This is a genomic window from Enterococcus sp. 3C7_DIV0644 (genome assembly GCF_002141235.1).
GTDB lineage: Bacteria > Bacillota > Bacilli > Lactobacillales > Enterococcaceae > Enterococcus_D > Enterococcus_D entomosocium.
On sequence record NZ_NGLK01000001.1, the window covers coordinates 2576476 to 2598518 of the forward strand.

Consider the following 22043-nt stretch of genomic DNA (forward strand, 5'->3'; position numbering starts at 1 on the left):
CGTCAGAATATATAAGTCGTGTCCTTCTGGAAAGCGAGCAACGGCACTAGGGGTAATATGTAAGTCCATTATGCATGATCTCCTTTTTGAAACGAGTGAGCAGCAAGCTGTTCGTTTCGATAATTGTTGATAAACCAAGTGTATCACTCCTCTTAGGGATGTGACAGCAACTTGCTTTTCCACAAGCCAAGCTTAAAGTTTTAGCAAGAAAAAGGCGATAATACCGATTATCAGCAAGAAAAGCCCTAAGTACAAGAGCACAGTGACTGCAGCATGGAAAAAAGAGCGCATTTCTTTCACCTCGAATCATTGTTCTCCTTATTTTACTGCATAATTGCGGAACCAAGTAAGGACCTTCACAAATCTTAAAGGAAGTTTTAGGTCTCTTAAGAGTAGACCTCGTCCTTTTTTGTAACGCTTCCATTTTTTGTGGTAAAATAAAGAAAAGGAGGCGATTTGGATGTTACGTAATTCTCAAAATGTACTTGTTGCCTTAGATGGGTCGGATCAGTCAGAAAAAGCGTTCCAAGAAGCACTCGCGATTTGTCGTAGGAACAAAGCCAAATTGTATGTCCTCTCTGTTATCAACAATGCTGAGTTATCCACAAGTGCCTATGCTTTTGCGAAAATTTTTGATCAAGAAAAATTACGTGTGGAAACGGATATGTTGAAAAAAATCTATGATGCCAATCAACATGGGGTGGAAGATGTTGAGGTGATCGTTGAAGTCGGTGATCCAAAACGTTTTATCATTCATGCAGCGACTGAATTGTATCCAATTGATTTGATCGTTATCGGTGCAACTGGCAAAGGTACATTGACTCGAGCTGTCGTGGGCTCAACCACCGATTATGTCGTTAATCATTCGAAATGTACGGTGCTGGTCGTGAAGTAAGAAGTTGAATCAAACGGAAAAAATATGTTATTTTTTAAGTCAGCATAAGGCATCTCCTTTCAAAAAAATTCAGTTTAGTTGAAAAACCCGCTCTCTTGGCTTTAGGAGAGCAGGTTTTTTGTTGTAAAAAAGAAGTGCCTAAAATTGAGCTGTGAGTAACGATTGAAAACGTCTTTTCGTCGTTTTATCAAAAAAATATTTATGTAAATTGAACTAGGTTGACCGTTAGAAAAGATAGTTTGTTACACTTTTAATAAGCAAAGGATGTAGGAAAAGTATTGGAGAGAGGGGCTGATAATTTACTGAGTTTCCATGATTCAGCTGGTTGCAAGTGTCTATCATTGGAAAGGAGAATGAAATGAAGCGTGTTGCAGAAAACTATTTGGTTGTTTTTTCGATTCTTTTGCTGAGTATATGGTTAGGCTTGATCCAAGTGAAGGAATATTCGCAAGAAGCAGTCCTGTCGATCATTTACTTTATTAATCTTTATACGCTCTTGTTCAAATTTAAAGATGCAGCGAGAATGGTGAAAGCCGTTGTATCTTTCGTACTATTGGGTTTTACGATCTTATTTCTTTTGTATATCGCAAGTAATTAGAGGCAATACGAATTGTTAACTTTAGAAATTATCGCTATATATTGGGAATTAGATGTACAAAAAAAGACAACGTCCGACAAACGTTGTCCTACCAAAGCCACTTGACGGGCTTGAACCGTCGACCTCATCCTTACCATGGATGCGCTCTACCAACTGAGCTAAAGCGGCGTGTTATTTAACACAAGATATAGAATACCGTAAAGGCGCTACTTTGTCAATGAGATTTTCGGATATTTCTTGAGAAAAACGCTTTGCGGGAAGGGAAGTTTCTAAAAGAGGATTTTCTTGAAAAAAGGATCAAAAAATTGATTTTTGCTCTTGCTAAATTATCTGACTATTTGGTATAGTACAGATAGATTCTTCCGGCATAGCTCAGTTGGTAGTAGCGCATGACTGTTAATCATGATGTCGTAGGTTCGAGTCCTACTGCCGGAGTATCAAAAACGACCTTCGTTTCGGAAGGTCGTTTTTTTGTTGGAAAGAGTCCGTTCTTTTGTTGGTTGTGGATAGCCTGGGGATAATGGGTTCCCCAGTTTTTTTCCAGAACACTCACTCCGCTGAGGAAATCTTCTGTAATAGTTCCTCGTATAAATCCGTCGTTTCGGCGGCTTTTTTATTTGTGTAAAAAACGGTGGGGCCATCGTTAGTAGTGACTTTTAAAATGGGCGTCACCTTTGTGTCGACGAACATTCTGGCAGGTTTGCCGGCAACGGTAAACTGACCGATTTGGTAACTGGCGGTTCCTACACCCATGGTACGAACACGAGGAGACGGCAATGTTTCGATCAATTCCACTGTCTCTATATCTGCCAAAGAGACCGTAGTTTTCCCGGTCATTGGTGCATCGAAGGTGACTTCTTGTCCTTGCACTTCACCAGTGATCGCATCAGCAGTAAAATCTAAGCGATACATCGGAATGATGGTCCCGATCATTAACACAAGTAAGAAGACAGCGGTGATGCCTGCGACGATTTGTCCGCTGCGTTTGCCTAAATTGATGCCGATATTCATCCCAACACGGTCAGGAACGAACAGTCGCGCATCATTAGGATTGATGTAAAAACCATATCGCCAGTAAGCATCTTCGCCATAATAGCGCGGTTGTGCTGCCGGTTCTAAGAGCTGATCTTGTTTTTTACGCAGATCTAGCAACAAGAAGAAGGTAAAGACGATCAAGAAAACCACCAAAACAACAAAGAGCACTAAGAGGATAGTACTGAATGCTCCAGTGGCGGACATGGACGCCAGCGGGACAGTCAATAAGAGCAGTGTAATGGTACAAGTGACAGCGATCAATAAGGACCAATAGCGCTTTGTTAAATCATTGATGTGCTGGTCGATAGCTGAATCACCGCTGATCCCGCGAACGGGTAAGCGGCTGATGATCACCCAGAGATAGAGGAACAGCGCAAAAATTGCTAAGGAGACACCGCCCATCAAGTATCCTGTAGAAAGATCAGGCAACTGCCATGCTTGGTACAAACTGATCATCAACAAAATCCCCGCAGGAACGAGGCTATACCACGGCAGCATCCGCTTATTTTTGGTTTGAACGAGTTTCGTATCGATCCGAATCGGATCAATGGGTAGTTCCCATCCATTGGTAAGGATCAATTGCCGCATTTTTCCGATGTAATGTACTTGCACCAAGTAAGCTGTCCCCAGCAAAGCGGCCATATAAAGCCAGAACAGGGTAAGGATGATGGAGTCAGATAAATTGAACAAAAAAAGGAGACTTGCTACACTAAATGTACCAACGATTTGTAAGATACGCTTGCGAAATTCTGTGATCAAGCTGTGGACGCTAGGATCATCCAGATGCTCAGGGGCAAGGGTATTTTCGAGTAAAACATTTTTGTGGGGTTTACTGATCAAGCGTAAACCAAATGCGGTCGTCCCACAGAGGACGAGGGCAATAATGAAAAAAAGATAAGTCATTTGCATTCATTCCTTTCAGGAAATTGGTCCAGAAGTTGTTGAACATCCGTTAAAAGCGCTTGCTTGCTTTTGCCGTGTAAGAGAGCGGTTGCTAGCTGTAGCTGTAAGTTTTGGCGATACTCCGCTTCTTGTCCGGAAGTAAACGGTGGTGGCGCGGCAACGGCGGTTCCTTTGCGGCGATCTGTGACTAACAAGCCTTCTTCTTTGAGGGAATTGTAGGCTTTTGAGATCGTCATGGTATTGATGCCGATCTCTTCGGCTAATTGACGGACGGATGGCAGCAATTCGCCAGCGGTCAAATCGCCTTTTGCGATACCGACAATGATCTGTTCCCGCAACTGCTGGTAGATGGGTTGGTTGCTTTGGGTTTGAATATCAAATATCATCGAAAACAGCTCCTTTGTATTATATATATTAATACAAACTATACAAAATAGCAACTGGTAATCAAATGAACAAGAATCGTTAGAAAAAAGTAAATAGCTTGTTACAGTTCTGTTTCATGGATCAGGTATCCTTTGACAGATACAACTTAGAGGAGGAACTTTTTATGAGCCAATCGCAAAGAACGGCTTACTTTGATAATGCAAAATTTTTACTGATGATCTTGGTCGTCTTCAGTCACTTGCTGCAGCCTTTTATCGGCGATCAGAAGTTTTATCATGACCTATATTATTTTATCTTCACTTTCCACATGCCAGCTTTTGTTTTTCTGGCTGGGTACTTTGCCAAAACGTTGACGAAGGGACACAAGCTTCGTGAGTTGATGAAAAAGTTCTTGCTGCCTTATGTCTTCTTTCAGGTGTTTTACACCGTCTATTACTGGTTGATCGGTCTACGGGAGTCGCTAAAAATCCAACTGTTGAATCCGCAATGGGCACTTTGGTTTTTGCTTAGCATGTTCTTTTGGCAGCTCTCGCTGTTGATCTTTCAAAAAATGTCCAAAAAGCAGGCGATCCTGCTGAGTATTGGCTTGAGCATCTTTGCTGGCTACGTGCCGTTTTTAAATCAAGTGTTGACCTTGCAGCGGACCTTTGTCTTTTTGCCGTTTTTCATTATCGGGTTTTATTTTCCCAAAAATGAGATGCGCTTTTTATTGAAACCAAAGATTCGAACCATCAGTTTGCTTTTCCTACCGATCATCTACACCTTTATCGCGTTTTTTCATGGGATGAACAAGTACATGGTTTTTGGTTCCAAGCCTTATGACGATTACTTGAGCTATCCGTTGTTCGGCGGTCCCTTGCGTGCGGTCTTTTTCGTGATCGGGCTGATGGGGATCATCGGTTTTCTGAGCCTCGTGCCCAGAGAGCACCTGTTTTTTACGAAGTGGGGCAAAAACACACTGCTGGTCTATCTTTTACAGGGGATCTTCATCAAGGGCTTGCGGGCATTAGCCATCACCGACTTGAATCTGTCGGTATTAGGCTTTGTGACGTTGGTGTTAGCCAGTGTTTTACTGACGATCTTGCTAGCTAGCCGCCCGATCCGCTTCCTGTATGCACGATTTGAACGAGGACTATCCTTTGTTTTACTTGGCTTTTTACTTTTGATGCTAACTCTTTAAATCCTTGATACGAGCAACCGCTCTTAGAAAGATGATTTTTTCATTTTTCTAGGAGCGGTTGTTATTTGAGAGGCAGAGGCGTAAAATGGAAGGAACGGAAAGTGAAAGGATGAAGAAATATGTCAGAAATTTCAAAAAAGACCACCGCTGCCTTTGCGCAAGCGTATCAAGAAAATAATAAACAAACGGCACTGCAACGGAGTGTTGTGAAAAATGGGATCACCGCTTCTGCGGAAAACGTGTCAGCAAAAGTCAACAATGTGCCAGTTTTTTCAGTTGATGTGACAACCGGGAAAGTCTCAAACCAAAAACAATCAGGCCGCTGCTGGATGTTTGCCGCATTGAATACATTCCGTCATAAGATGTTGAATGATTTCAATTTAAAAGAATTTGAATTGTCGCAAAACCATACCTTCTTTTGGGACAAATACGAAAAAGCCAACTATTTCTATGAAAATATTTTAGCAACTGCTAACGAACCTTTAACAAGTCGCAAAGTTGCTTTCTTATTGCAAACCCCACAACAAGATGGTGGGCAATGGGACATGATCGTTTCGATTTTCCAAAAATATGGTGTCGTACCAAAAACGGTTATGCCAGAAAGCAGCAACTCTTCTAATTCTCGTGATCTAAACAATTACTTAAACAAAAAACTGCGTAAAGATGCGGTTGCTTTGCGTCAGCTAGTAGCAGAAGGCAAAACAGCTGAAGACATCCAAACAGCCAAAGAAGCGATGTTGGAAGACATTTATCGTTTCTTAGCGACTTCTTTAGGCACACCGCCAGAAACCTTTGATTTTGAATACCGTGATGAAGACAAAAACTATCACATTGATCGCAACTTAACACCACAAAGCTTTTATGAAAAATATGTCGGGGTGGACCTTGACGATTATGTCAGTATCATCAACGCACCAACTGCCGACAAACCTTACAATCAATCGTATACCGTAGAAATGCTAGGCAACGTGGTTGGCGGCAAAGAAGTCAAATACTTGAACGTCGATATGCCGACCTTCAAAAAATTAGCGATCGCTCAATTGGAACAAGGAGAGTCCGTGTGGTTCGGTTGTGATGTCGGTCAATCTTCTACCAGAGATACTGGGATCATGGCATTAGATGCCTATGATATCAACGACTTATTTGATATCGACTTTACGATGACCAAAGCAGAACGCTTAGATTTTGGCGAAAGCTTAATGACCCACGCGATGGTCTTGACTGGCGTTGACTTGATCGACGGCGAATCAACCAAATGGAAAGTCGAAAACAGCTGGGGTGAAAAAGTCGGAACGAATGGCTTCTTCGTCATGAGCGATGCATGGATGGATGAATACACCTATCAAATCGTGGTTCGCAAAGAATTCCTGACAGCAGAACAATTGGCTGCCTTTGAAGCAGAACCAACGGTCTTAGCACCTTGGGATCCAATGGGCGCTTTGGCGTAAGTCAGCAATTTCTAATGATTGCCTGAATATTTTCTGAAATTTTTCAAAAAGACGAAATGAAAAAATAACGAACCAGTTGCCGCAATCCAACCGTTAGGAAAGCAGAAATCCTAGCAGCATGGGAGTGTGGCAACGGTTCTTTTTTTATTTACTGACAAAAAAGCGGTACCATCCCAGAAAAGTGGGAACTTATTTATTGTAAGATGAAGCAAACTTCTTTAAAATGGAATAGTCACTAATGATGCCACACGTCTCATTAGAGTGAACTGTTGAAGAATGGTCACTGGGAACCTTTACTTCCTCTGACAGACTTTGTCATGTTTATTGAACAAAAGGAGGATTCAAATGACAAATCTGTTAACTATTATTGTTGTTCTACTTTTTGCTGCCCTTATTTATGGGTTCTACTTATTGCAAAAGCGTCACCTGAAGTTTTCAACGCGGGTCTTTGCGGCGTTGTTCGTCGGGATCGTTTTTGGTGGTGTGCTACAGCTGATTTTTGGGACAGGCTCTGATGTTGTCACGCAAGCTCTTGACTGGATCACGATGGTCGGTAGCGGCTATGTGGCCCTCTTGCAAATGCTGATCATGCCCTTGATCTTCGTTTCGATCGTTGGTGCTTTCACCAAGATGAAAGAAAGCGAAAAAATCAAGAAGATCAGTTTTACGGTTCTTGCGACTTTGCTAGGGACAACGGCGATCGCTGCCTTGATCGGGATCGTGATGGTCATGGTCTTTGGTCTTGACGGTGCCAGCTTTACCGAAGGAGCAACGGAAACAGCGCGGATCGCAGAATTAGCGGAACGTTCGACACAAGTCCAAGATCTATCGATCCCACAACAAATCGTTTCTTTCATCCCAAGTAATGTCTTCGCCGACTTTGCTGGTACTCGTTCGACAAGTACGATCGGTGTCGTGATTTTCTCAGCCTTTGTTGGGATTGCTTTTCTTGGTGTCAAACGCAAATCACCGAAAGAAGCGGAAACTTTTGCGAATTTGATGGACAGCTTATATAAAATCGTGATGCGTATCGTCACGTTAGTTTTGCGCCTGACACCTTATGGGGTTTTGGCATTGATGACTAACGTATTAGCTTCAAGTGATTTTGAAGCCATCTTGAACTTAGGGAAATTTATCATCGCTTCTTATGCCGCTTTGATTTTGGTCTTACTCGTTCATTCATTATTGCTGATCGCTGTACGGGTCAATCCAGTAACGTATTTCAAAAAGGCTTTTCCAGTCTTGAGCTTCGCCTTTACTTCTCGTTCAAGTGCCGGTGCCTTGCCATTGAACATCGAAACCCAAACCAAAGCGTTAGGTGTTGATGAAGCCACGGCTAACTTTGCAGGCAGCTTTGGTTTATCGATTGGTCAAAACGGATGTGCGGGTGTTTATCCAGCGATGTTGGCAACGATCGTTGCACCAACGGTTGGAATCAATGTCTTTGATTGGCAGTTTATCCTGCTGTTAGTTGCCGTTGTTACAATCAGCTCATTCGGCGTTGCCGGTGTCGGCGGTGGCGCAACTTTTGCTTCATTGATCGTCTTAGGCTCAATGAATTTGCCGATCGCCATCGTAGGCTTAGTTATTTCTGTTGAACCATTGATCGATATGGCACGGACACTCGTTAATGTCAGCGACAGTATGGTTGCGGGAATGGTGACCAGCAGCCGTATCAACGAACTGGATCGTTCGATCTTAGATGATTCTGCCGCCGTGATCGAAGCCGAATAGAAACATTTTTTAACAAGCGAAAGCAAAGAAAGACTGCGTGTGGTCTTTCTTTTTTTTGTCCGTTAAAGCTCAGCTCATAGAAAAATCTAGGTTTCAGTGCCCTTAATAGCGAAGTTTCTGCTATACTTTTAACTAGAACATCGCGGGAGGGATAAGCAATGACACAATTGATTCAACTAGAACGAGCAGCAAACGTCAGAGAACTTGGCGGCTATCAAACGACAAACGGCACGACGATCAAACGAAAAAAATTGATCCGCAGTGCGGCGATCAATGAATTGACTGCTTCAGATCAAGCAGTACTGGCAAACTATGGGGTCAATCAGGTCATTGATTTTCGCTCCATCGCTGAAGCCAATGCACAGCCTGATCGACCGATCGCCACAGCAAAGCAGCTTTTTTTACCTATTTTCAAAGAAGACGAAACGATGGTTTCCTTGTCGCCAGAAAGCTTGAAGCAGCGCTTGGAAGATGGGGAAGATGCCGAAGAGCAGATGAAAAAAGTCTACCGTCACTTTGTTGAAAGCGACTATGCCCGCCAACAATATCGGCAGTTCTTTGATCATGTGATCGACAATGCGGAAGGCGAAGGAGCAACCTTGTTCCACTGTACCGCCGGCAAAGATCGCACAGGCTTTGGCGCCTTTTTATTGCTGCATGTGTTGGCGGTGGCACCAGCGACGATCAAAGAAGATTATTTAGCGACCAATCGCTATCTAGCCCCAATGCTAAAAGAAAAATTTGCCCCAATGACCCAGCATTTGCCGCAAGAGCTGTTAACGGCGATCACGGTTTTGATGAGTGCCAAAGAGAGTTTTCTTGAGGAAAGTTTGGCTGCAATCGATCAGCATTTCGGTTCGGTCGATCAGTATCTTCTGCAAGGACTAGGGGTGACGAAAGAGGAACAAGCGTACTTGACTGCCCAACTGACTGAGTAAAGAAACGGAGATCCGTATGGAGGAAGCATTGTTCGCAGCAATCGGGATGACCGGCTCGCTAACGCCCATCAGTGGTGGGGATGTCAATCAAACGTATCGTTTCACGACAGCAGAAAATCGCTATTTTTTAAAGACCCATCCTCATGTTTCATCGATGTTCTTTCAAGCAGAAATCAACGGCTTAGCTGAATTAGCTCCTTTCGTGCGGGTGCCAAAAATCGAACGTCTCGGTCAGACCGAAGAGGGGGCATTTTTATTGATGGAATGGATCGATAGTGGGGAAGGACAGCAGCGGCGCTTAGGCCAAAGCTTGGCTCGGCTTCATCAGCAGACGCAGGAGACTTTTGGTTTTACGAAGACAATTACATCGGCTTTTTGCCGCAAGTCAATCCGAAAACCACCGATTGGCTTGATTTTTACACAGTCTGCCGTTTGGATGTGCAAGTCGAATTAGCGAAGCTGGGTAATCACTGGCATGCCAAACGGGAAGCCGCTTATCTGCGTTTGAAAGAATTTTTGCATGAGAATTGGCGTGATCGCAGCGTCACACCTGCTTTATTACACGGTGATTTTTGGCGGGGGAATGTGCTGTTCGATCAACAAGGAGAACCAGTGTTTCTTGATCCGGCAGTCGCCTATGGGGATCGAGAAATGGATATTGCGATGTCCCAGCTTTTCGGCGGTTTTCGTCAGGAATTTTTGGAAGGCTATCAAGAAGTCTATCCATTAGATGAGTATTGGAAAGAGCGACTGCCAGTGTATCAATTGTATTATTTATTGGTCCATTTGAATCAATTTGGCGAAAGTTATGGACCAACTGTCGATGAAATATTGAGTCGTTTTTAGGAGGCAATTAGAACTATGGCAGCAAAGTATCAAACCACGCATGAAGTGGCGTATTATGAATGTGATGTCAACCAAACGATGACGTTTCCAGCCATGCTAGGCATTGCCATCAAGACATCAGAAGAACAAAGTGCGGCGTTAAACCGCGGACCGGAAGTCATCGCTAGTTATGGCTTGACCTGGATCATTACCAGCTATCATATAACGGTAACTCGTTTGCCGCGCGTAGGGGAGCAGATCCAAGTGGCGACCCAGGCGAGAGAATACAATAAGTTTTTCTGCTACCGTTACTTTTGGTTATTGGCAGAAGACGGAACGGAATTGGTCAAAATCGAAGCGGTTTTTGCGTTGATGGACCCGGAGACGCGCAAAGTCAGCAGTGTTCCGGATGAGATCGTGGTGCCTTTTGGCAGTGAAAAAATTAAGCGAATCAAACGCTATCCGAAGATCACCCCTATCACACAAGGACAATTTTTGCCGTATCGGGTGCGTTTCTACGATATCGATAGCAATCAGCATGTCAACAACGCCATGTATTTCAATTGGCTGATGGACGTCTTAGGCTATGAGTTTTTAACAAAACATGAAGTGACACAAGTGACGATCCGCTTTGATCGGGAAGTTGCTTACGGCCATTTGATCGAAAGCCATTTTCAAATCAATGAAAAGACAGTCGATGAAGCCGGCGAGGCTGTGCCGCTGCAAACGATCCACGAGATCAAGATCGGTGAGGATACTTACTGCGAAGCCGTGTTTACTTGGCGAGAAAAATAAAACAACCCTTTTGCCTCCGTTAACGGAATGGCAAAAGGGTTTTTGTTTGGTCAATTCTCCATGAAATCAGGTAGCTCATCCATGGTCAATCCACGGTTTTTCGCTATCAACAATTTGATGCGGGCTTTTTGGCTATTGATGCTATTGCAGAAAATCACCCCAAGAGCTTGCAATTCGATCCCACCGCCTAAGTAGTCATAGACCGGCTCGGCAACTCCGTTGAAGCAGCGAGAAACTAAGACGACCGGAATGTTTCTAGCGATCAGTTTTTTCAAAGGCTCAATGGTTTGAGGCGGCAGATTGCCAGCGCCTAAAGCTTCGATCACTAGTCCATCGATCAGCGAGTCGGCTAAAGCATCGAACAATTCCCCGGTCATCCCAGCATAGGCTTTGACGATCGGAAACAAACCATCGACACGATCAACATCCAAATGGCGGTTATTTAACAGCTCTTGCATAAACAAGATTCGGTGCTTTGTGACTAAGCCGATCGGACCTAATGTCGGGGTGCGGAACGTCGCAATATTGGTGGTGTGGGTTTTCGTAACATAACGTGCGGAATGGATCTCATCGTTCATGACGACTAAGACACCTTTTCCTATGGCATCGGGGGACTTGGCGACCCGAATCGCACTTTCAAAGTTATAAAGCCCGTCACTGCCGATTTCATTACTTGAGCGCATGGCACCAGTCACCACGATCGGTAACTGACCGCCGATCGTGGTATCTAAAAAGAAGGCCGTTTCTTCCAGCGTATCGGTTCCGTGAGTGATCACGACCCCATCGACACCGCTTAAATGCGCCAGCTGGATACGTTCTTTCAGCTGCAGCATTTCTTTTGGCGTCATATGAGGACTAGGAATATTAAAAATGTCTTCGACGATCAATTCAACATCGTCATCAATGTGGATCGGTGCATCCATCAGTGGATTGCTGACATCGGGGCTGACGCCGCCTGTCAGGGTGTCTTCTTTCATGGCGATGGTGCCGCCAGTGTGCAACACGAGAATTCGTTTCATTTTTTCATCACCTGCAATGATTTATTTACTCTTAACTCAAAACTATTGTATACTATTAAAATAAGAAAACAAGGAGCGATGGGAAAAAATGATTCGAATTGGTTGTACCACATTTAGTGAACATGGCAGTCTCGTGCAAAGAAAAAACTCGAAATTATTTGAGTATGCCCGTTATTTTCCGTTAGTTGAGCTGGATACCACCTATCATTTTTTGCCAAAAGAAAAAGATGTGCGCAACTGGTTGACCCAGATTCCCGAAAATTTCCGCTTTGTGTTGAAAGTCCATCAAAGTGTGACCACCCAAGGGGATTTGCCAGATCAGTTGACCATGACTGAAGCGCTGCAGCTTTATAAAGAAGCGATCGCGCCAATGGTAGAAGCGGGCAAACTGTTTTGCCTATTGGCGCAATTTCCCAACAGCTTTAAATGTACGAAAGAAAATGTCGCCTATTTAGATCAAGTGCGAGAATGGTTTGCGGGTTACCCAGTGGCGATTGAGCTGAGAGACAGCAGCTGGTATCAGCCGAAACTGTATCCGGGAATGATCGATTATATGAAGCGAAAACAGTTTTCCTTAGTAGTCGTTGATCAGCCGAAAAAGCTATCGACCACGATTCCTCTTGATCCAACCGTGACCAATCCTGCGTTTGTCCTGTGCCGTTTTCATGGACGCAACGACAGCGGCTGGACAGCGACGGGGCCAGATGCCAAAAATCTGCGGACCTTGTATCGCTATGACCAAGCCGAACTAACGGAGTTAAAACAAGCGATTCAAGCCATCGAAGCCAATGCCAAAGAAGTCGCAGTGGTCTTCAATAATAATGCCGGTCGTGATGCCGCTGACAATGCTCGTGCATTGATCGATGCGCTGCAGATCGATTACGAAGCATTAAATCCTAATCAGTTGAAATTATTTTGAGGAGTCATATGATAAAAGCAATCTTTTTTGATATTGATGGCACACTGATTGCCAGTAACGGCAAGGCGCTTGCCAGTACCCGTGAAGCCATCAAACAAGCCCAAGCCAATGGCGTCCTCTGCGGCATTGCCACCGGACGTGGTCCGGTTGATTTAGAGAAGGTGATCGATTACTTGTCGTTAGACATGTTTATCACCTATAACGGCCAATATGTTTACACGAAGGAAACCTTGATTTATGCCAAACCTTTTCCAAAACAAACGCTGGAAGCGATCGTAGAATACGCCGATGAAAATTATCGTCAAGTCATGTTTGGCGGAGAAACGCAAGTGGCTGGCAGCTTGACGATCCGTTTAAGCCAATCACCCGTCATGCAGCGCTATTTGCGCTATGTACCGAAAAAATTTCCCGTCGGCTTTTTAAAGAAAGTCTTGCAGCGCTTCAGTCCCAATCGCAACGCCAAACGTTATGAATCATTGGACATTTTACGAGAGCCAATCTATCAGTGCATTATGCTGAGCCCTGAATCAGAGCGCGAAAAATTACGCTCCAAGCTGCCGCAATGTGATTTTAAGCGATCCAATGCCTATTCTGTTGATATCGTGCCGAAAAACGGTTCGAAAATCAAAGGGATCAAAGAATTTTTGGCCTATGAAGGGATCGCGATGGAAGAAGCGATGGCCTTTGGGGATCATTTTAATGATGTGGAAATGTTAGAAGGTGTGGGGATCGGGGTTGCGATGGGCAATGCCCAGCCCATCACCAAAGCCAGTGCTGACTTTGTGACGGACACCAACGATCATGACGGCATCAAGAAAGCCTTGATCCATTTTGGGATCATTGCCGAGGATGCCCAAGCAAGGGATTGAATTAAAAAAAATAAACAAGGTGTAGCCAATCCATGAAGCAACGTAGGAGACAGCGCAGAACCATGAAACAGAACCATTAGAAAAAGCAGAAAGAAGCGAGAGAAATGAGTCCATTTGAAATGACGGAAGAGTTTCATAAAACCTTTGATCCAACACGACCGCCATATCCACAAGCTTTTTCAGCGGAAAAAGCCCAGTTTCGTGCTGGTTTTAAAATTGAAGAATTAGTTGAGTTCCTTTATGCTGCCAGCAACAATGACGAAGAGACCTTTCAAGCAGGGTTGACCCATTTGCATCAAGCGATTGATCAAGCCCAAGCCAAGCTGGCTGCCAAACAACAGCCTGTCAGTGATTCCCTAGTAGAACAAGTCGATGCGCTCTGTGATCTGCTGTATTTTACCTATGGCTCTTTTTCACTGGTAGGGGTCGATCCAGCGCCGATCCTGGCTATCGTTCATGACGCCAACATGGGGAAACTTTTTCCAGATGGGCAGCCCCATTATGATCCTGAGACCCACAAAGTCATGAAGCCTAGCGATTGGGAAGAACGGTTTGCTCCTGAACCGCGAATCAAGGCAGAAATCAAACGCCAATTGGCACAAAAACAAGCGCAAGCCCAAGAATCGTCAGAATAATAAAGAAACGTGCCAGTTGCCCGTTCCGATTGCTTATCAGCAAAAGGAGTGGTGCAACTGGCACGTTTGGTTTAATCAAAGAAAGTGTAGTAAAGGGTTCTGACAGCGGCTTTTTCTTGTTCTTTGTGGATGCCGAACATGATGCTGACCTCAGAGGACCCCTGGTTGATCATCTCTAAGTTGATATTTTTTCGCGCAAGGGCAGCGGTACTGTCGGCAGTGATCCCGACTCTTTGACGCATCCCTTCACCAACGACGACGACCATGGATAGATCGTGGGTCATTCGCAGTTCATCGGGATCGATCTCGTAGGCGATCTTGCGCAGCAGTTCTTCTTCCAATACTGGATTCAACTGGTTGGAGCGCATAATGATCGAGATATCATCGATTCCTGAAGGCATGTGTTCATAATTTAAATCAAATTCCCGGAAAATCTCTAAGACCCGTAACGTGAACCCAACTTCGCGGTTCATCAAGTATTTGCGGATATAGATCATACAAAAGCCTTCGTCACTGGCAACGCCGATCACCGGCTGATCCAAATTGTCTCTTTGGTTGGTGATCAAGGTGCCGGGATGACTTGGGTTATTGGTGTTTTTGATCACCACGGGAATTTTCGCATGGTATGAAGGCATCAACGCCTCATCGTGCAAAACAGTAAAGCCGGCATAAGACAGCTCCCGCATTTCTCGGTAAGTCACTTCTTTGATGGACTCTGGATGATGAACGTAGCCTGGATGAGCAGAAAAAATCCCATCGACATCGGTAAAGTTTTCGTACAATTCTACTTGCAGACCAGCCGCCACGATGGCACCAGAAATATCAGATCCCCCTCGAGAGAAGGTACAGATTTCGCCGGCTTCTGTGTAACCAAAGAAGCCAGGAATCACTAAGATTTCAGGACTATCGCGCCATTGTGCGATCTTAGCGTACGATTTGTTCAAGATACGGGCGTTTTGGGGTTCATCCGTCACCAGCAACCCAAGTTCTTGTGGATTCATGTAGCGAGCAGCTAATCCACGGCTTTGTAAAATCCCTGCGATCAATTTGGCATTGTTGTCTTCGCCGCTTGCCAAAACCGTATCATAAAGATGCGGATTGTCTTGAGTAGGCAGTGTTTGAAAAGCCGCCAATGATTGCCAGATGCGGTCTAAATGGACTTGTTCGATACCAAAGGGGGCGGCGATCGCTGTATAGCGGGCATAGATTTCTTCGATTAAATCAGTGATTTCTTCTTGGGCAGACAGACGGGTACAGACTGCTAGTAACAGATCGGTGACTTTCTGATCGTCGCTGGAACGCTTACCAGGCGCTGAAACAACAACAAACCGTCTTTTAGGATCACTTTCAATTATCGCAACAACTTTTTCGACTTGTTCGGCTGAGGCAAGGGAACTGCCTCCGAATTTCGCTACTTTCATTTGACATTACTCCTGTTCAAGCTTTTTACTAGAGTACAGTTTCAATAGGGAGAAATCAAGCGGTTTCTTGAAAAAAATCGGAAAAATCAGAAAAAAAGTCACTTGTTGATGTAAATTTCACGATTTGTTTTCATTATCGATGGAAAAGCCGTGAATGATTTTATTCGATGCGAAAAAAGTCGATCTTTTTTGCCTCAATCTAATGCTTGATTTTTTTCTTTATGCTATAATCTAGCGTAGATGCTTTTTTATAAAGGGACTGTCTGTCCTTTTTATACTCAATGAACTTATCAATCAATCTGCTGATCAGCAGATTTTAGACGAAACATGTATATTTGAAAATTGGAGGAACCACAAAATGGGAACTAATATCATCTTTGGAATTGTCATTGCCATCATCATCATCGCAGCGGTCTTGTATGCAATTGGCTTTTTCATGCGGAAGAAAAACCAAGAAAAGCTAAATGACTTGGAAAAACGCAAAGAAAATCTGTTTGACTTACCGGTGATCGAAGAAGTCGATGAAGTAAAAAGAATGCACTTGGTTGGTCAAAGTCAAAATACCTTTCGTGAGTGGAACCAACAATGGACAGATATCTCCACAAAATCTTTTGCTGAACTTGAGAGTCAAATCTTTGAAGTGGAAGAACTAAACGAACGCATCCGCTTTTTCAAAGCAAAAGGGGCGATCGTTCAAGCGGAAGCGACCATGGATGAGATGGAACGCCAAGTAGAAGAGATTCGCGCCGGCTTGAAAGAATTACGAGAAAGTGAAGAACGAAATTCACTGGAAGTCCAAAAAGCGTTGGACGTTTACGAAGACTTGAAGAAGAAGCTACGGGATCAAGGCGAAGAATTCGGTCCTGCTTACAATGAGCTGCAAAAACAAATCAAAAACATTGAAATTGAGTTCACCCAATTTGTTACCTTAAATACTTCAGGCGATCCTGTGGAAGCACGGGAAGTGTTAGACCAAGCAGAAAAACACACCTATGAAGTAGAAGACTTAATGAAACGGATCCCAGCGGCCTACGAAGAATTAAACCGTACCTTCCCAGATCAGTTGAAAGAAATCCAAGATGGCTACAAAAAATTATTAGAACAAAAATATGTGTTCCCAGAAGCAAACTTCCAAGAAGAAATCAACCGTGTGAAAAAACGAGTTGAAAACTCCATGAACGATCTAGCGAAAACAGAAGTCGCTTCCGTTGAAGTGGCAAGTCGTGATACTGCAAGTGATATCGATGCCTTGTATACGGTGATGGAACGTGAGATCAATGCCAAGAAATATGTCATGAAAAATCGCCAAATCATTGAAGACTATATTGACCACGCAACAAAGAACAACCGTCAGTTGTTGATCGAGTTGGATCATACGGCACAAAGCTATACATTGAATCATAATGAGTTAGGTCGCGTCCGTGGTTTCCAAACGGAAGTCGACGAATTGGCTCGTCGCAATAACGAGTACCTACCACAATTAGAAAAGCACGAAATTCCTTATTCAGAAGTGCAAAGCTTCTACAAAGATGCCTACAAGATTTTGGATGATGTGGAAAGCCAGCAAGTCGAAATCGATGATTCCCTTGCGGAATTACGTCGTGGCGAAAAAGTTGCACAAGAAAAAGTGGAAAGCTTCGAATTCCGTCTACGCAACTTGAAGCGGTTTGTTGAGAAGCAACGCTTACCTGGTTTGCCAGGTGAGTACTTAGAATTCTTCTTCGTGGCAACAGATCGGGTGGAAGAACTAGGCAAAGAATTGAACAAGATTCGCATCAACATGCAAGAAATCAATAAATTGGTTTCTGTCTGTGAAGAAGATCTTGATCTTTTAGATGAACAAACGAAAGACTTGGTGGATGCTGCGGCATTGACTGAGCAAATGATGCAATATGCCAACCGTTATCGTCATTCTCATCCAGATATCAAGGCAGCGATCGACAAATCACTTTACTTGTTCAGTAAAGAATATCGCTATCAAGATGCGCTAGATGAAATCGGCACAGCGTTGGAACGAGTAGAACCAGGTGCCTTCAAAAGGATCGAAAACTTCTACTTCAATAACCGCGACTTAGTATAATACGAAAGCCAGCAGTGAAAAACTGACTGGCTTTTTTCATGGAAAGAATGGCTCGCTGCATGATTAACGCTTACGAAGGAAGGGAAAGTTTCCTTTAAATAAAGCCAAAGCCAGCGAGTCACCTTGAAACTCAGCCCAAGAGCAGTTATAATGGGAAAGAATTTTTTTAGAGAAAGGGTCCTATCATTGATCTATTTTGACAACAGTGCAACAACCGCTATTTATCCACAAGCTTTAAATACATATGTCCAAGTCAGTCAGCGAATCATCGGCAATCCCTCAAGCTTGCATGATTTAGGAAATCAAGCCAATCGCCTGCTACAGCAATCACGTCAGCAGATCGCCGATCTGTTAAACGTTTCTTCCAAAGAGATCGCATTTACCAGTGGGGGGACCGAAGGAGACAACTGGGTCATCAAAGGGACTGCTTTAGCGAAAAAAGCCTATGGGAATCACCTGATTATTTCCAGTATTGAACACCCTGCCGTCAGTGAAACAGCGGCTCAATTAGCCGAATTAGGATTTGAGGTCAGTGTGGTCCCTGTTGATGCTCAAGGCTTTGTCAACGTGTCAGAATTAGCAAACATGATTCGCAAAGAAACGATTTTGGTTTCGGTGATGGCGGTCAATAATGAGGTAGGATCGATTCAACCGATCCATGAGATCGCAACCGTGTTGGCGGACTACCCAACGATCCATTTCCATGTAGATGCCGTCCAAGCCATCACAAAGGTCCCGCAAGAGCAATGGTTCAATGAGCGAGTCGATTTTGCCGTGTTCTCTGCACATAAATTTCACGGACCTCGTGGCGCCGGATTTATCTATTGGAAACAAGGTCGTAAGTTGGCGCCATTGATGACTGGCGGTGGGCAAGAGCAAAACCAGCGCAGCGGTACCGAAAATGTACCAGCAATCGTTGCCATGGCAAAAGCCCTGCGTTTAGCGACGGAACACAAGGCTGAAAAGCCGAACCATGTTCAATTATTAAAAGGCTATTTGCAAGAAGCACTGGCTGGCTATGAGAAAGTCACGCTTTTTTCTGGCACTGAAGGGTTTGCGCCACATATACTTTGTTTCTCATTAAAAGGGATCAGAGGAGAAGTCTTAGTCCATGCCTTTGAAGAAAAGCAGATCTATCTTTCGACGACGAGCGCTTGTTCCTCTCGTAAAAAGATGGCCAGCAGTACGCTTCATGCGATGCACGTTCCGGAACAGTTAGCGACATCCGCTGTTCGTATCAGTTTAGATGAGAGCAATACAATGGCAGAAGTCGAGCAGTTTCTAATCGTCTTCCACCAGTTGTACCAAAAATTTTCGAAAATCAATTAAGCACGACATAGCACTATAAAATCAATCCAAATCAAAGGAGTTTTCTCGTGAATTATTCAGAAATCATGGTTCGTTACGGCGAACTGTCAACAAAGGGCAAAAATCGTCGTAGTTTTATTATGCAATTAGCTTCAAACGTCAAACGTACCTTAGCCGATTATCCCCATGTCAAAGTTCATGCCGAGCGAGATCGCATGCACTTGCTATTGAACGGTGAAAACAGCCAAGAGATCATTCCTAAGCTGCAAAAAGTCTTTGGGATTCAAAACTTTTCCCCTAGTATTCGGGTTGAAAAAGACATTGAGTTATTAAAGAAAGCCGTTCAAGACGTTATGGCAGAGATCTACACCGGTGTTGAGACCTTCAAAATCACAGCTAAGCGCAGCGATCACTCGTTTGTGCAAGATAGCAACCAGTTGAATTTGACCTTAGGTAATGCGGTGATCGACCGTTTTCCTGATATCAAAGTCCAAATGAAAAAACCAGACATCAATCTGCGGGTGGAAATACGGATCGATGGCGCCTATCTGTCCTATGAAACGATCCAAGGAGCAGCCGGCTTACCCGTTGGCACCAGCGGTAAGGGAATGTTGATGCTTTCTGGTGGTATCGATTCGCCCGTTGCAGGCTACTTTGCCATGAAACGCGGTGTTGAGATCGAAGCAGTCCATTTTGCAAGTCCTCCTTATACGAGTGAACAAGCATTACAAAAAGCCAAAGATTTAACGAAGAAGCTTGCTCCTTATGTGGGAAGCATCCAATTTATCGAAGTTCCGTTTACGGAAATCCAAGAAGAAATCAAAAACCGTGTGCCGCAAGGCTATTGGATGACCATCACCCGTCGGATGATGCTGCGTTTGACAGATGCGATTCGTGAGGCTCGTCACGGTTTAATCATCTTAAACGGCGAATCATTAGGACAAGTCGCTTCACAAACTTTGCATAGCATGGTCGCCATCAATGAAGTAACCAATACGCCAATCGTGCGCCCAGTGGCAACGATGGACAAATTGGAGATCATTGAAGTTGCCGAAGCCATTGATACCTTTGAGTTATCGGTTCAGCCCTTTGAGGATTGCTGCACAATCTTTGCACCTCCTCAACCAAAGACGCGCCCAAGACTGGATAAGGTACACCAATATGAAGAGCGTCTCGATATCGAAGGGATGATGGAACGGGCGATGGCTGGGTTGAAACTGGAAGCAATCACGGCAAATCAAGAAAAATCAGCAACTGAATTCGCTGAATTCTTATAATAAACTCTCTTTTTTAAACTAAGACCACAACTGTTATGGAACATTTGTGGTCGTTTTTCATCGTGTGAGAGAGTTTGTGAATATTTTCTTGCTATTGAAAATGGAACATGCTACACTCAATATGTGAATCATTTAACAAGGAGGGTGGACAGGATGGAAGCATTAAGAGATAAAAAACTTCCGAAAGCAACGGCAAAACGTTTGCCAGCTTATTTACGACACTTAAAATTACTGGATGCCTCAGGTATTCAGCGAATCAAATCAAAAGAGTTTGCAGAAATCACGCAAGTTCCTTCAGCCACGATCCGCCGGGATTTTTCTCATCTAGGAGAATTGGGTAGAAGTGGGTATGGCTATGATGTTCCTTATTTGATTGAGGTTTTGAGCTATATTTTAGAAACCAATGAGGAGAAAAAAATCGCCTTGATTGGTTATGGAAATTTAGGAAAAGCGTTAGCTAACAACAATTTTCGCAGAAATGAAAATCTTTCCGTCATCGCGGTTTTTGACAATGATCCAGAAATGATTGGCCAGACCATTAGTGGACGTTATGTCTATGGAATGGACCAATTGGCGGAAGTCGTAGCAGAAAAAGGGATCACCGTAGCGATTTCGACTGTTCCTAGCCGTTATTCACAAATGGCGATCGATGCGATCGTGGATGCTGGGATCACAGCAATCCTGAATTTTGCCCCTGATCCCGTCATCGTGCCAAAAGATGTCAATATCCAATACATTGATTTGACGACAGAATTGCAAACATTGATCTTTTTTGATACGACCTACTCGCAAAAATCGAAAGTCTGAGCAAATCCTTTTCGTTTTTTGACAATCTTTCTTATACTGGGAGAAAATGCTATAGGAGAGATGTTATGCAAGTTACACGCAAAGAAACGGTTTATGAGATGCCCGGCAACCAACCAAAAGTAGGGGATAAAGCAGCTGATTTTCGCTTGAAAAGTTTAGAGGACAAGGAATATACACTGACTGATTTTTTAGGAAAACCAACGATCATCAGCGTTGTTCCCGATATCGTGACACGCGTTTGTGCGTTGCAGACCAAGCGTTTCAACCAAGAGGCAAGTCAATTGGATGATATAAATTTTGTAACGATCTCTAACAATACAAAAGAAGAACAAGCACAATGGTGCGGCCAAGAAGGCGTCGACATGATCATGCTTCATGATCCGGCGAATACCTTCGGTGAGGCCTATCAAATCATGATCCCAGACTTCGGTCATTTTGCCCGAGCAATTTTCGTTTTGGACCGTGAAGGCGTGATTCAACACGTTGAGATCGTGCCTGAGATCTCCCACGAACCGGATTATCAAGCAGCCATTGATGCGGCGAAAGCAAACCTCTGATTGACTTTCAAAAAAGTTCATTGTAGAATGTAGCAAGATGAAACAAGAATCTATGATAGCAAGACAATGTTCAAGAGGAGTATCAGTGACCCTGGCGGTCAGAGAGAAGTCGGTCGGTGCAAGACTTCCCCAGACACTGAAAAGGTAGCTTGAAGGTCTTTGATCCGAACCACGGTTTGTTTCTTGCAGATAAAGCCGCACAGTAAGATCAAGCGCGTCGTGAACGTTACCTCACGTCAAAGTGGCAGAGCAATCTGCAATTTAGGTGGTACCGCGTATCAGCGCCCTAATGCCTCGGCATTAGGGCGCTTTTTGCTGTGAATCACTGCGAGTGGCCCACAAAGAGGGACAGAGCAGATGATGAACAGTACTAGGCGACCATAGGGAGCGTAGTAACCATACTAGGAATCACT

Annotated in this window: 20 protein-coding genes, 2 tRNA genes, 1 pseudogene and 1 other annotated feature (1 of these 24 running past the window's edge); of the genes and pseudogenes, 17 read left to right on the plus strand and 6 right to left on the minus strand. The window is 44.0% G+C overall.

The genetic code is table 11. The features are described 5' to 3' along the window. Window positions 1-69, minus strand: partial view of an iron-sulfur cluster biosynthesis family protein gene (locus A5877_RS12165; RefSeq protein WP_005237545.1) — the start only. The gene continues 288 nt to the left of window position 1, outside the view; the window shows 69 of its 357 coding nt (coding positions 1-69); it begins with the start codon at window positions 67-69; its stop codon lies off the left edge, out of view. A 391-nt stretch (window positions 70-460) separates the two neighbouring features. On the opposite strand from A5877_RS12165, the gene A5877_RS12170 reads away from it, so the two are divergent. Together A5877_RS12170 and A5877_RS12175 are read left to right on the plus strand one after the other, a co-directional pair. Beyond that, on the plus strand, window positions 461-895 hold the full coding sequence (locus A5877_RS12170) for a universal stress protein (RefSeq protein WP_005237544.1): 435 nt from the start codon (window positions 461-463) through the stop codon (window positions 893-895). 358 nt (window positions 896-1253) lie between these two features. Next, window positions 1254-1493: a hypothetical protein gene (locus A5877_RS12175; protein WP_034878778.1), complete on the plus strand. Its 240-nt coding sequence runs from the start codon at window positions 1254-1256 to the stop codon at window positions 1491-1493. 95 nt (window positions 1494-1588) lie between these two features. Here A5877_RS12175 and A5877_RS12180 read toward each other — a convergent pair. After that, window positions 1589-1661: transfer RNA gene (locus tag A5877_RS12180), tRNA-Thr, on the minus strand. A 193-nt stretch (window positions 1662-1854) separates the two neighbouring features. Here A5877_RS12180 and A5877_RS12185 point away from each other — a divergent pair. Continuing rightward, window positions 1855-1928: transfer RNA gene (locus A5877_RS12185), tRNA-Asn, on the plus strand. Between the two features lie 114 nt (window positions 1929-2042). On the opposite strand, the gene A5877_RS12190 is transcribed toward A5877_RS12185, so the two are convergent. Both A5877_RS12190 and A5877_RS12195 read right to left on the minus strand, forming a co-directional pair. After that, the gene (locus A5877_RS12190) at window positions 2043-3431 is read right to left on the minus strand and encodes a hypothetical protein (protein WP_176273463.1); all 1389 of its coding nucleotides are present in this window, start codon (window positions 3429-3431) and stop codon (window positions 2043-2045) included. After that, entirely contained in the window at window positions 3428-3817 is a 390-nt protein-coding gene (locus tag A5877_RS12195; protein WP_086316925.1) for a GntR family transcriptional regulator, read from the minus strand. Before A5877_RS12195 ends, A5877_RS12190 begins: the two co-directional genes overlap by 4 nt. A 164-nt stretch (window positions 3818-3981) precedes the next feature. Here A5877_RS12195 and A5877_RS12200 point away from each other — a divergent pair, with 164 nt between their 5' ends. From A5877_RS12200 to A5877_RS12225, 6 genes and pseudogenes are all read left to right on the plus strand, one after another. Beyond that, complete coding sequence (locus A5877_RS12200) at window positions 3982-4998, plus strand: acyltransferase family protein (protein WP_086316926.1); 1017 nt, start codon at window positions 3982-3984, stop codon at window positions 4996-4998. 119 nt (window positions 4999-5117) lie between these two features. Beyond that, window positions 5118-6446, plus strand: coding sequence for an aminopeptidase C (locus A5877_RS12205; RefSeq protein WP_008377008.1), 1329 nt, complete (start codon window positions 5118-5120; stop codon window positions 6444-6446). Window positions 6447-6791: 345 nt separating this feature from the next. Beyond that, entirely contained in the window at window positions 6792-8180 is a 1389-nt protein-coding gene (locus A5877_RS12210; protein ID WP_008377011.1) for an L-cystine transporter, read from the plus strand. A 158-nt stretch (window positions 8181-8338) separates the two neighbouring features. Beyond that, window positions 8339-9118: a tyrosine-protein phosphatase gene (locus A5877_RS12215; RefSeq protein WP_005237536.1), complete on the plus strand. Its 780-nt coding sequence runs from the start codon at window positions 8339-8341 to the stop codon at window positions 9116-9118. 46 nt (window positions 9119-9164) lie between these two features. Further along, window positions 9165-9964 (plus strand): annotated as a pseudogene (locus A5877_RS12220) (fructosamine kinase family protein). Window positions 9965-9979: 15 nt separating this feature from the next. Beyond that, window positions 9980-10738 carry an acyl-ACP thioesterase domain-containing protein gene (locus tag A5877_RS12225; protein WP_008377015.1) on the plus strand — a complete coding sequence of 253 codons (759 nt, stop codon included), beginning with the start codon at window positions 9980-9982 and terminating at the stop codon, window positions 10736-10738. 50 nt (window positions 10739-10788) lie between these two features. Here the strand turns inward: A5877_RS12225 and A5877_RS12230 are convergent, their stop codons facing one another. Next, the gene (locus A5877_RS12230) at window positions 10789-11757 is read right to left on the minus strand and encodes an asparaginase (RefSeq protein ID WP_005237533.1); all 969 of its coding nucleotides are present in this window, start codon (window positions 11755-11757) and stop codon (window positions 10789-10791) included. Between the two features lie 88 nt (window positions 11758-11845). Here A5877_RS12230 and A5877_RS12235 point away from each other — a divergent pair, with 88 nt between their 5' ends. The 3 genes from A5877_RS12235 to A5877_RS12245 all read left to right on the plus strand — a co-directional run bounded on the left by A5877_RS12235 (window position 11846) and on the right by A5877_RS12245 (window position 14180). Next, on the plus strand, window positions 11846-12676 hold the full coding sequence (locus tag A5877_RS12235) for a DUF72 domain-containing protein (RefSeq protein ID WP_008377017.1): 831 nt from the start codon (window positions 11846-11848) through the stop codon (window positions 12674-12676). Window positions 12677-12684: 8 nt separating this feature from the next. Then, window positions 12685-13545 carry a Cof-type HAD-IIB family hydrolase gene (locus A5877_RS12240; protein WP_016611697.1) on the plus strand — a complete coding sequence of 287 codons (861 nt, stop codon included), beginning with the start codon at window positions 12685-12687 and terminating at the stop codon, window positions 13543-13545. A gap of 104 nt (window positions 13546-13649) precedes the next feature. Continuing rightward, window positions 13650-14180 (plus strand): haloacid dehalogenase, encoded by a 531-nt coding sequence (locus A5877_RS12245; protein WP_005237530.1) that lies wholly within the window; start codon window positions 13650-13652, stop codon window positions 14178-14180. A gap of 71 nt (window positions 14181-14251) precedes the next feature. On the opposite strand, the gene A5877_RS12250 is transcribed toward A5877_RS12245, so the two are convergent. Next, on the minus strand, window positions 14252-15601 hold the full coding sequence (locus A5877_RS12250; RefSeq protein ID WP_016611695.1) for an aspartate kinase: 1350 nt from the start codon (window positions 15599-15601) through the stop codon (window positions 14252-14254). A 358-nt stretch (window positions 15602-15959) separates the two neighbouring features. Here A5877_RS12250 and ezrA point away from each other — a divergent pair, with 358 nt between their 5' ends. The 5 genes from ezrA to tpx all read left to right on the plus strand — a co-directional run bounded on the left by ezrA (window position 15960) and on the right by tpx (window position 21630). Beyond that, complete coding sequence (gene ezrA / locus A5877_RS12255) at window positions 15960-17681, plus strand: septation ring formation regulator EzrA (RefSeq protein WP_016611694.1); 1722 nt, start codon at window positions 15960-15962, stop codon at window positions 17679-17681. Between the two features lie 186 nt (window positions 17682-17867). Continuing rightward, window positions 17868-19010: a cysteine desulfurase family protein gene (locus A5877_RS12260; protein ID WP_034872411.1), complete on the plus strand. Its 1143-nt coding sequence runs from the start codon at window positions 17868-17870 to the stop codon at window positions 19008-19010. 47 nt (window positions 19011-19057) lie between these two features. Then, window positions 19058-20266 carry a tRNA uracil 4-sulfurtransferase ThiI gene (thiI, locus tag A5877_RS12265; RefSeq protein WP_086316927.1) on the plus strand — a complete coding sequence of 403 codons (1209 nt, stop codon included), beginning with the start codon at window positions 19058-19060 and terminating at the stop codon, window positions 20264-20266. A 153-nt stretch (window positions 20267-20419) separates the two neighbouring features. Beyond that, a complete protein-coding gene (locus A5877_RS12270) occupies window positions 20420-21073 on the plus strand; it encodes a redox-sensing transcriptional repressor Rex (protein ID WP_005237525.1) in 654 nt (217 codons plus the stop codon). Window positions 21074-21138: 65 nt separating this feature from the next. Next, window positions 21139-21630 carry a thiol peroxidase gene (gene tpx / locus A5877_RS12275; RefSeq protein ID WP_008377033.1) on the plus strand — a complete coding sequence of 164 codons (492 nt, stop codon included), beginning with the start codon at window positions 21139-21141 and terminating at the stop codon, window positions 21628-21630. 57 nt (window positions 21631-21687) lie between these two features. Beyond that, window positions 21688-21922, plus strand: a binding site (T-box leader). Window positions 21923-22043: the final 121 nt, after the last annotated feature.

Bases quoted from the DNA above. Each gene is read 5' to 3' on its own strand.
- A5877_RS12170 (WP_005237544.1), top strand. From the start codon at position 461: ATGTTACGTAATTCTCAAAATGTACTTGTTGCCTTAGATGGGTCGGAT.
- A5877_RS12175 (WP_034878778.1), top strand. From the start codon at position 1,254: ATGAAGCGTGTTGCAGAAAACTATTTGGTTGTTTTTTCGATTCTTTTG.
- A5877_RS12190 (WP_176273463.1), bottom strand. From the start codon at position 3,431: ATGACTTATCTTTTTTTCATTATTGCCCTCGTCCTCTGTGGGACGACC.
- A5877_RS12195 (WP_086316925.1), bottom strand. From the start codon at position 3,817: ATGATATTTGATATTCAAACCCAAAGCAACCAACCCATCTACCAGCAG.
- A5877_RS12200 (WP_086316926.1), top strand. From the start codon at position 3,982: ATGAGCCAATCGCAAAGAACGGCTTACTTTGATAATGCAAAATTTTTA.
- A5877_RS12205 (WP_008377008.1), top strand. From the start codon at position 5,118: ATGTCAGAAATTTCAAAAAAGACCACCGCTGCCTTTGCGCAAGCGTAT.
- A5877_RS12210 (WP_008377011.1), top strand. From the start codon at position 6,792: ATGACAAATCTGTTAACTATTATTGTTGTTCTACTTTTTGCTGCCCTT.
- A5877_RS12215 (WP_005237536.1), top strand. From the start codon at position 8,339: ATGACACAATTGATTCAACTAGAACGAGCAGCAAACGTCAGAGAACTT.
- A5877_RS12225 (WP_008377015.1), top strand. From the start codon at position 9,980: ATGGCAGCAAAGTATCAAACCACGCATGAAGTGGCGTATTATGAATGT.
- A5877_RS12230 (WP_005237533.1), bottom strand. From the start codon at position 11,757: ATGAAACGAATTCTCGTGTTGCACACTGGCGGCACCATCGCCATGAAA.
- A5877_RS12235 (WP_008377017.1), top strand. From the start codon at position 11,846: ATGATTCGAATTGGTTGTACCACATTTAGTGAACATGGCAGTCTCGTG.
- A5877_RS12240 (WP_016611697.1), top strand. From the start codon at position 12,685: ATGATAAAAGCAATCTTTTTTGATATTGATGGCACACTGATTGCCAGT.
- A5877_RS12245 (WP_005237530.1), top strand. From the start codon at position 13,650: ATGAGTCCATTTGAAATGACGGAAGAGTTTCATAAAACCTTTGATCCA.
- A5877_RS12250 (WP_016611695.1), bottom strand. From the start codon at position 15,601: ATGAAAGTAGCGAAATTCGGAGGCAGTTCCCTTGCCTCAGCCGAACAA.
- ezrA (WP_016611694.1), top strand. From the start codon at position 15,960: ATGGGAACTAATATCATCTTTGGAATTGTCATTGCCATCATCATCATC.
- A5877_RS12270 (WP_005237525.1), top strand. From the start codon at position 20,420: ATGGAAGCATTAAGAGATAAAAAACTTCCGAAAGCAACGGCAAAACGT.
- tpx (WP_008377033.1), top strand. From the start codon at position 21,139: ATGCAAGTTACACGCAAAGAAACGGTTTATGAGATGCCCGGCAACCAA.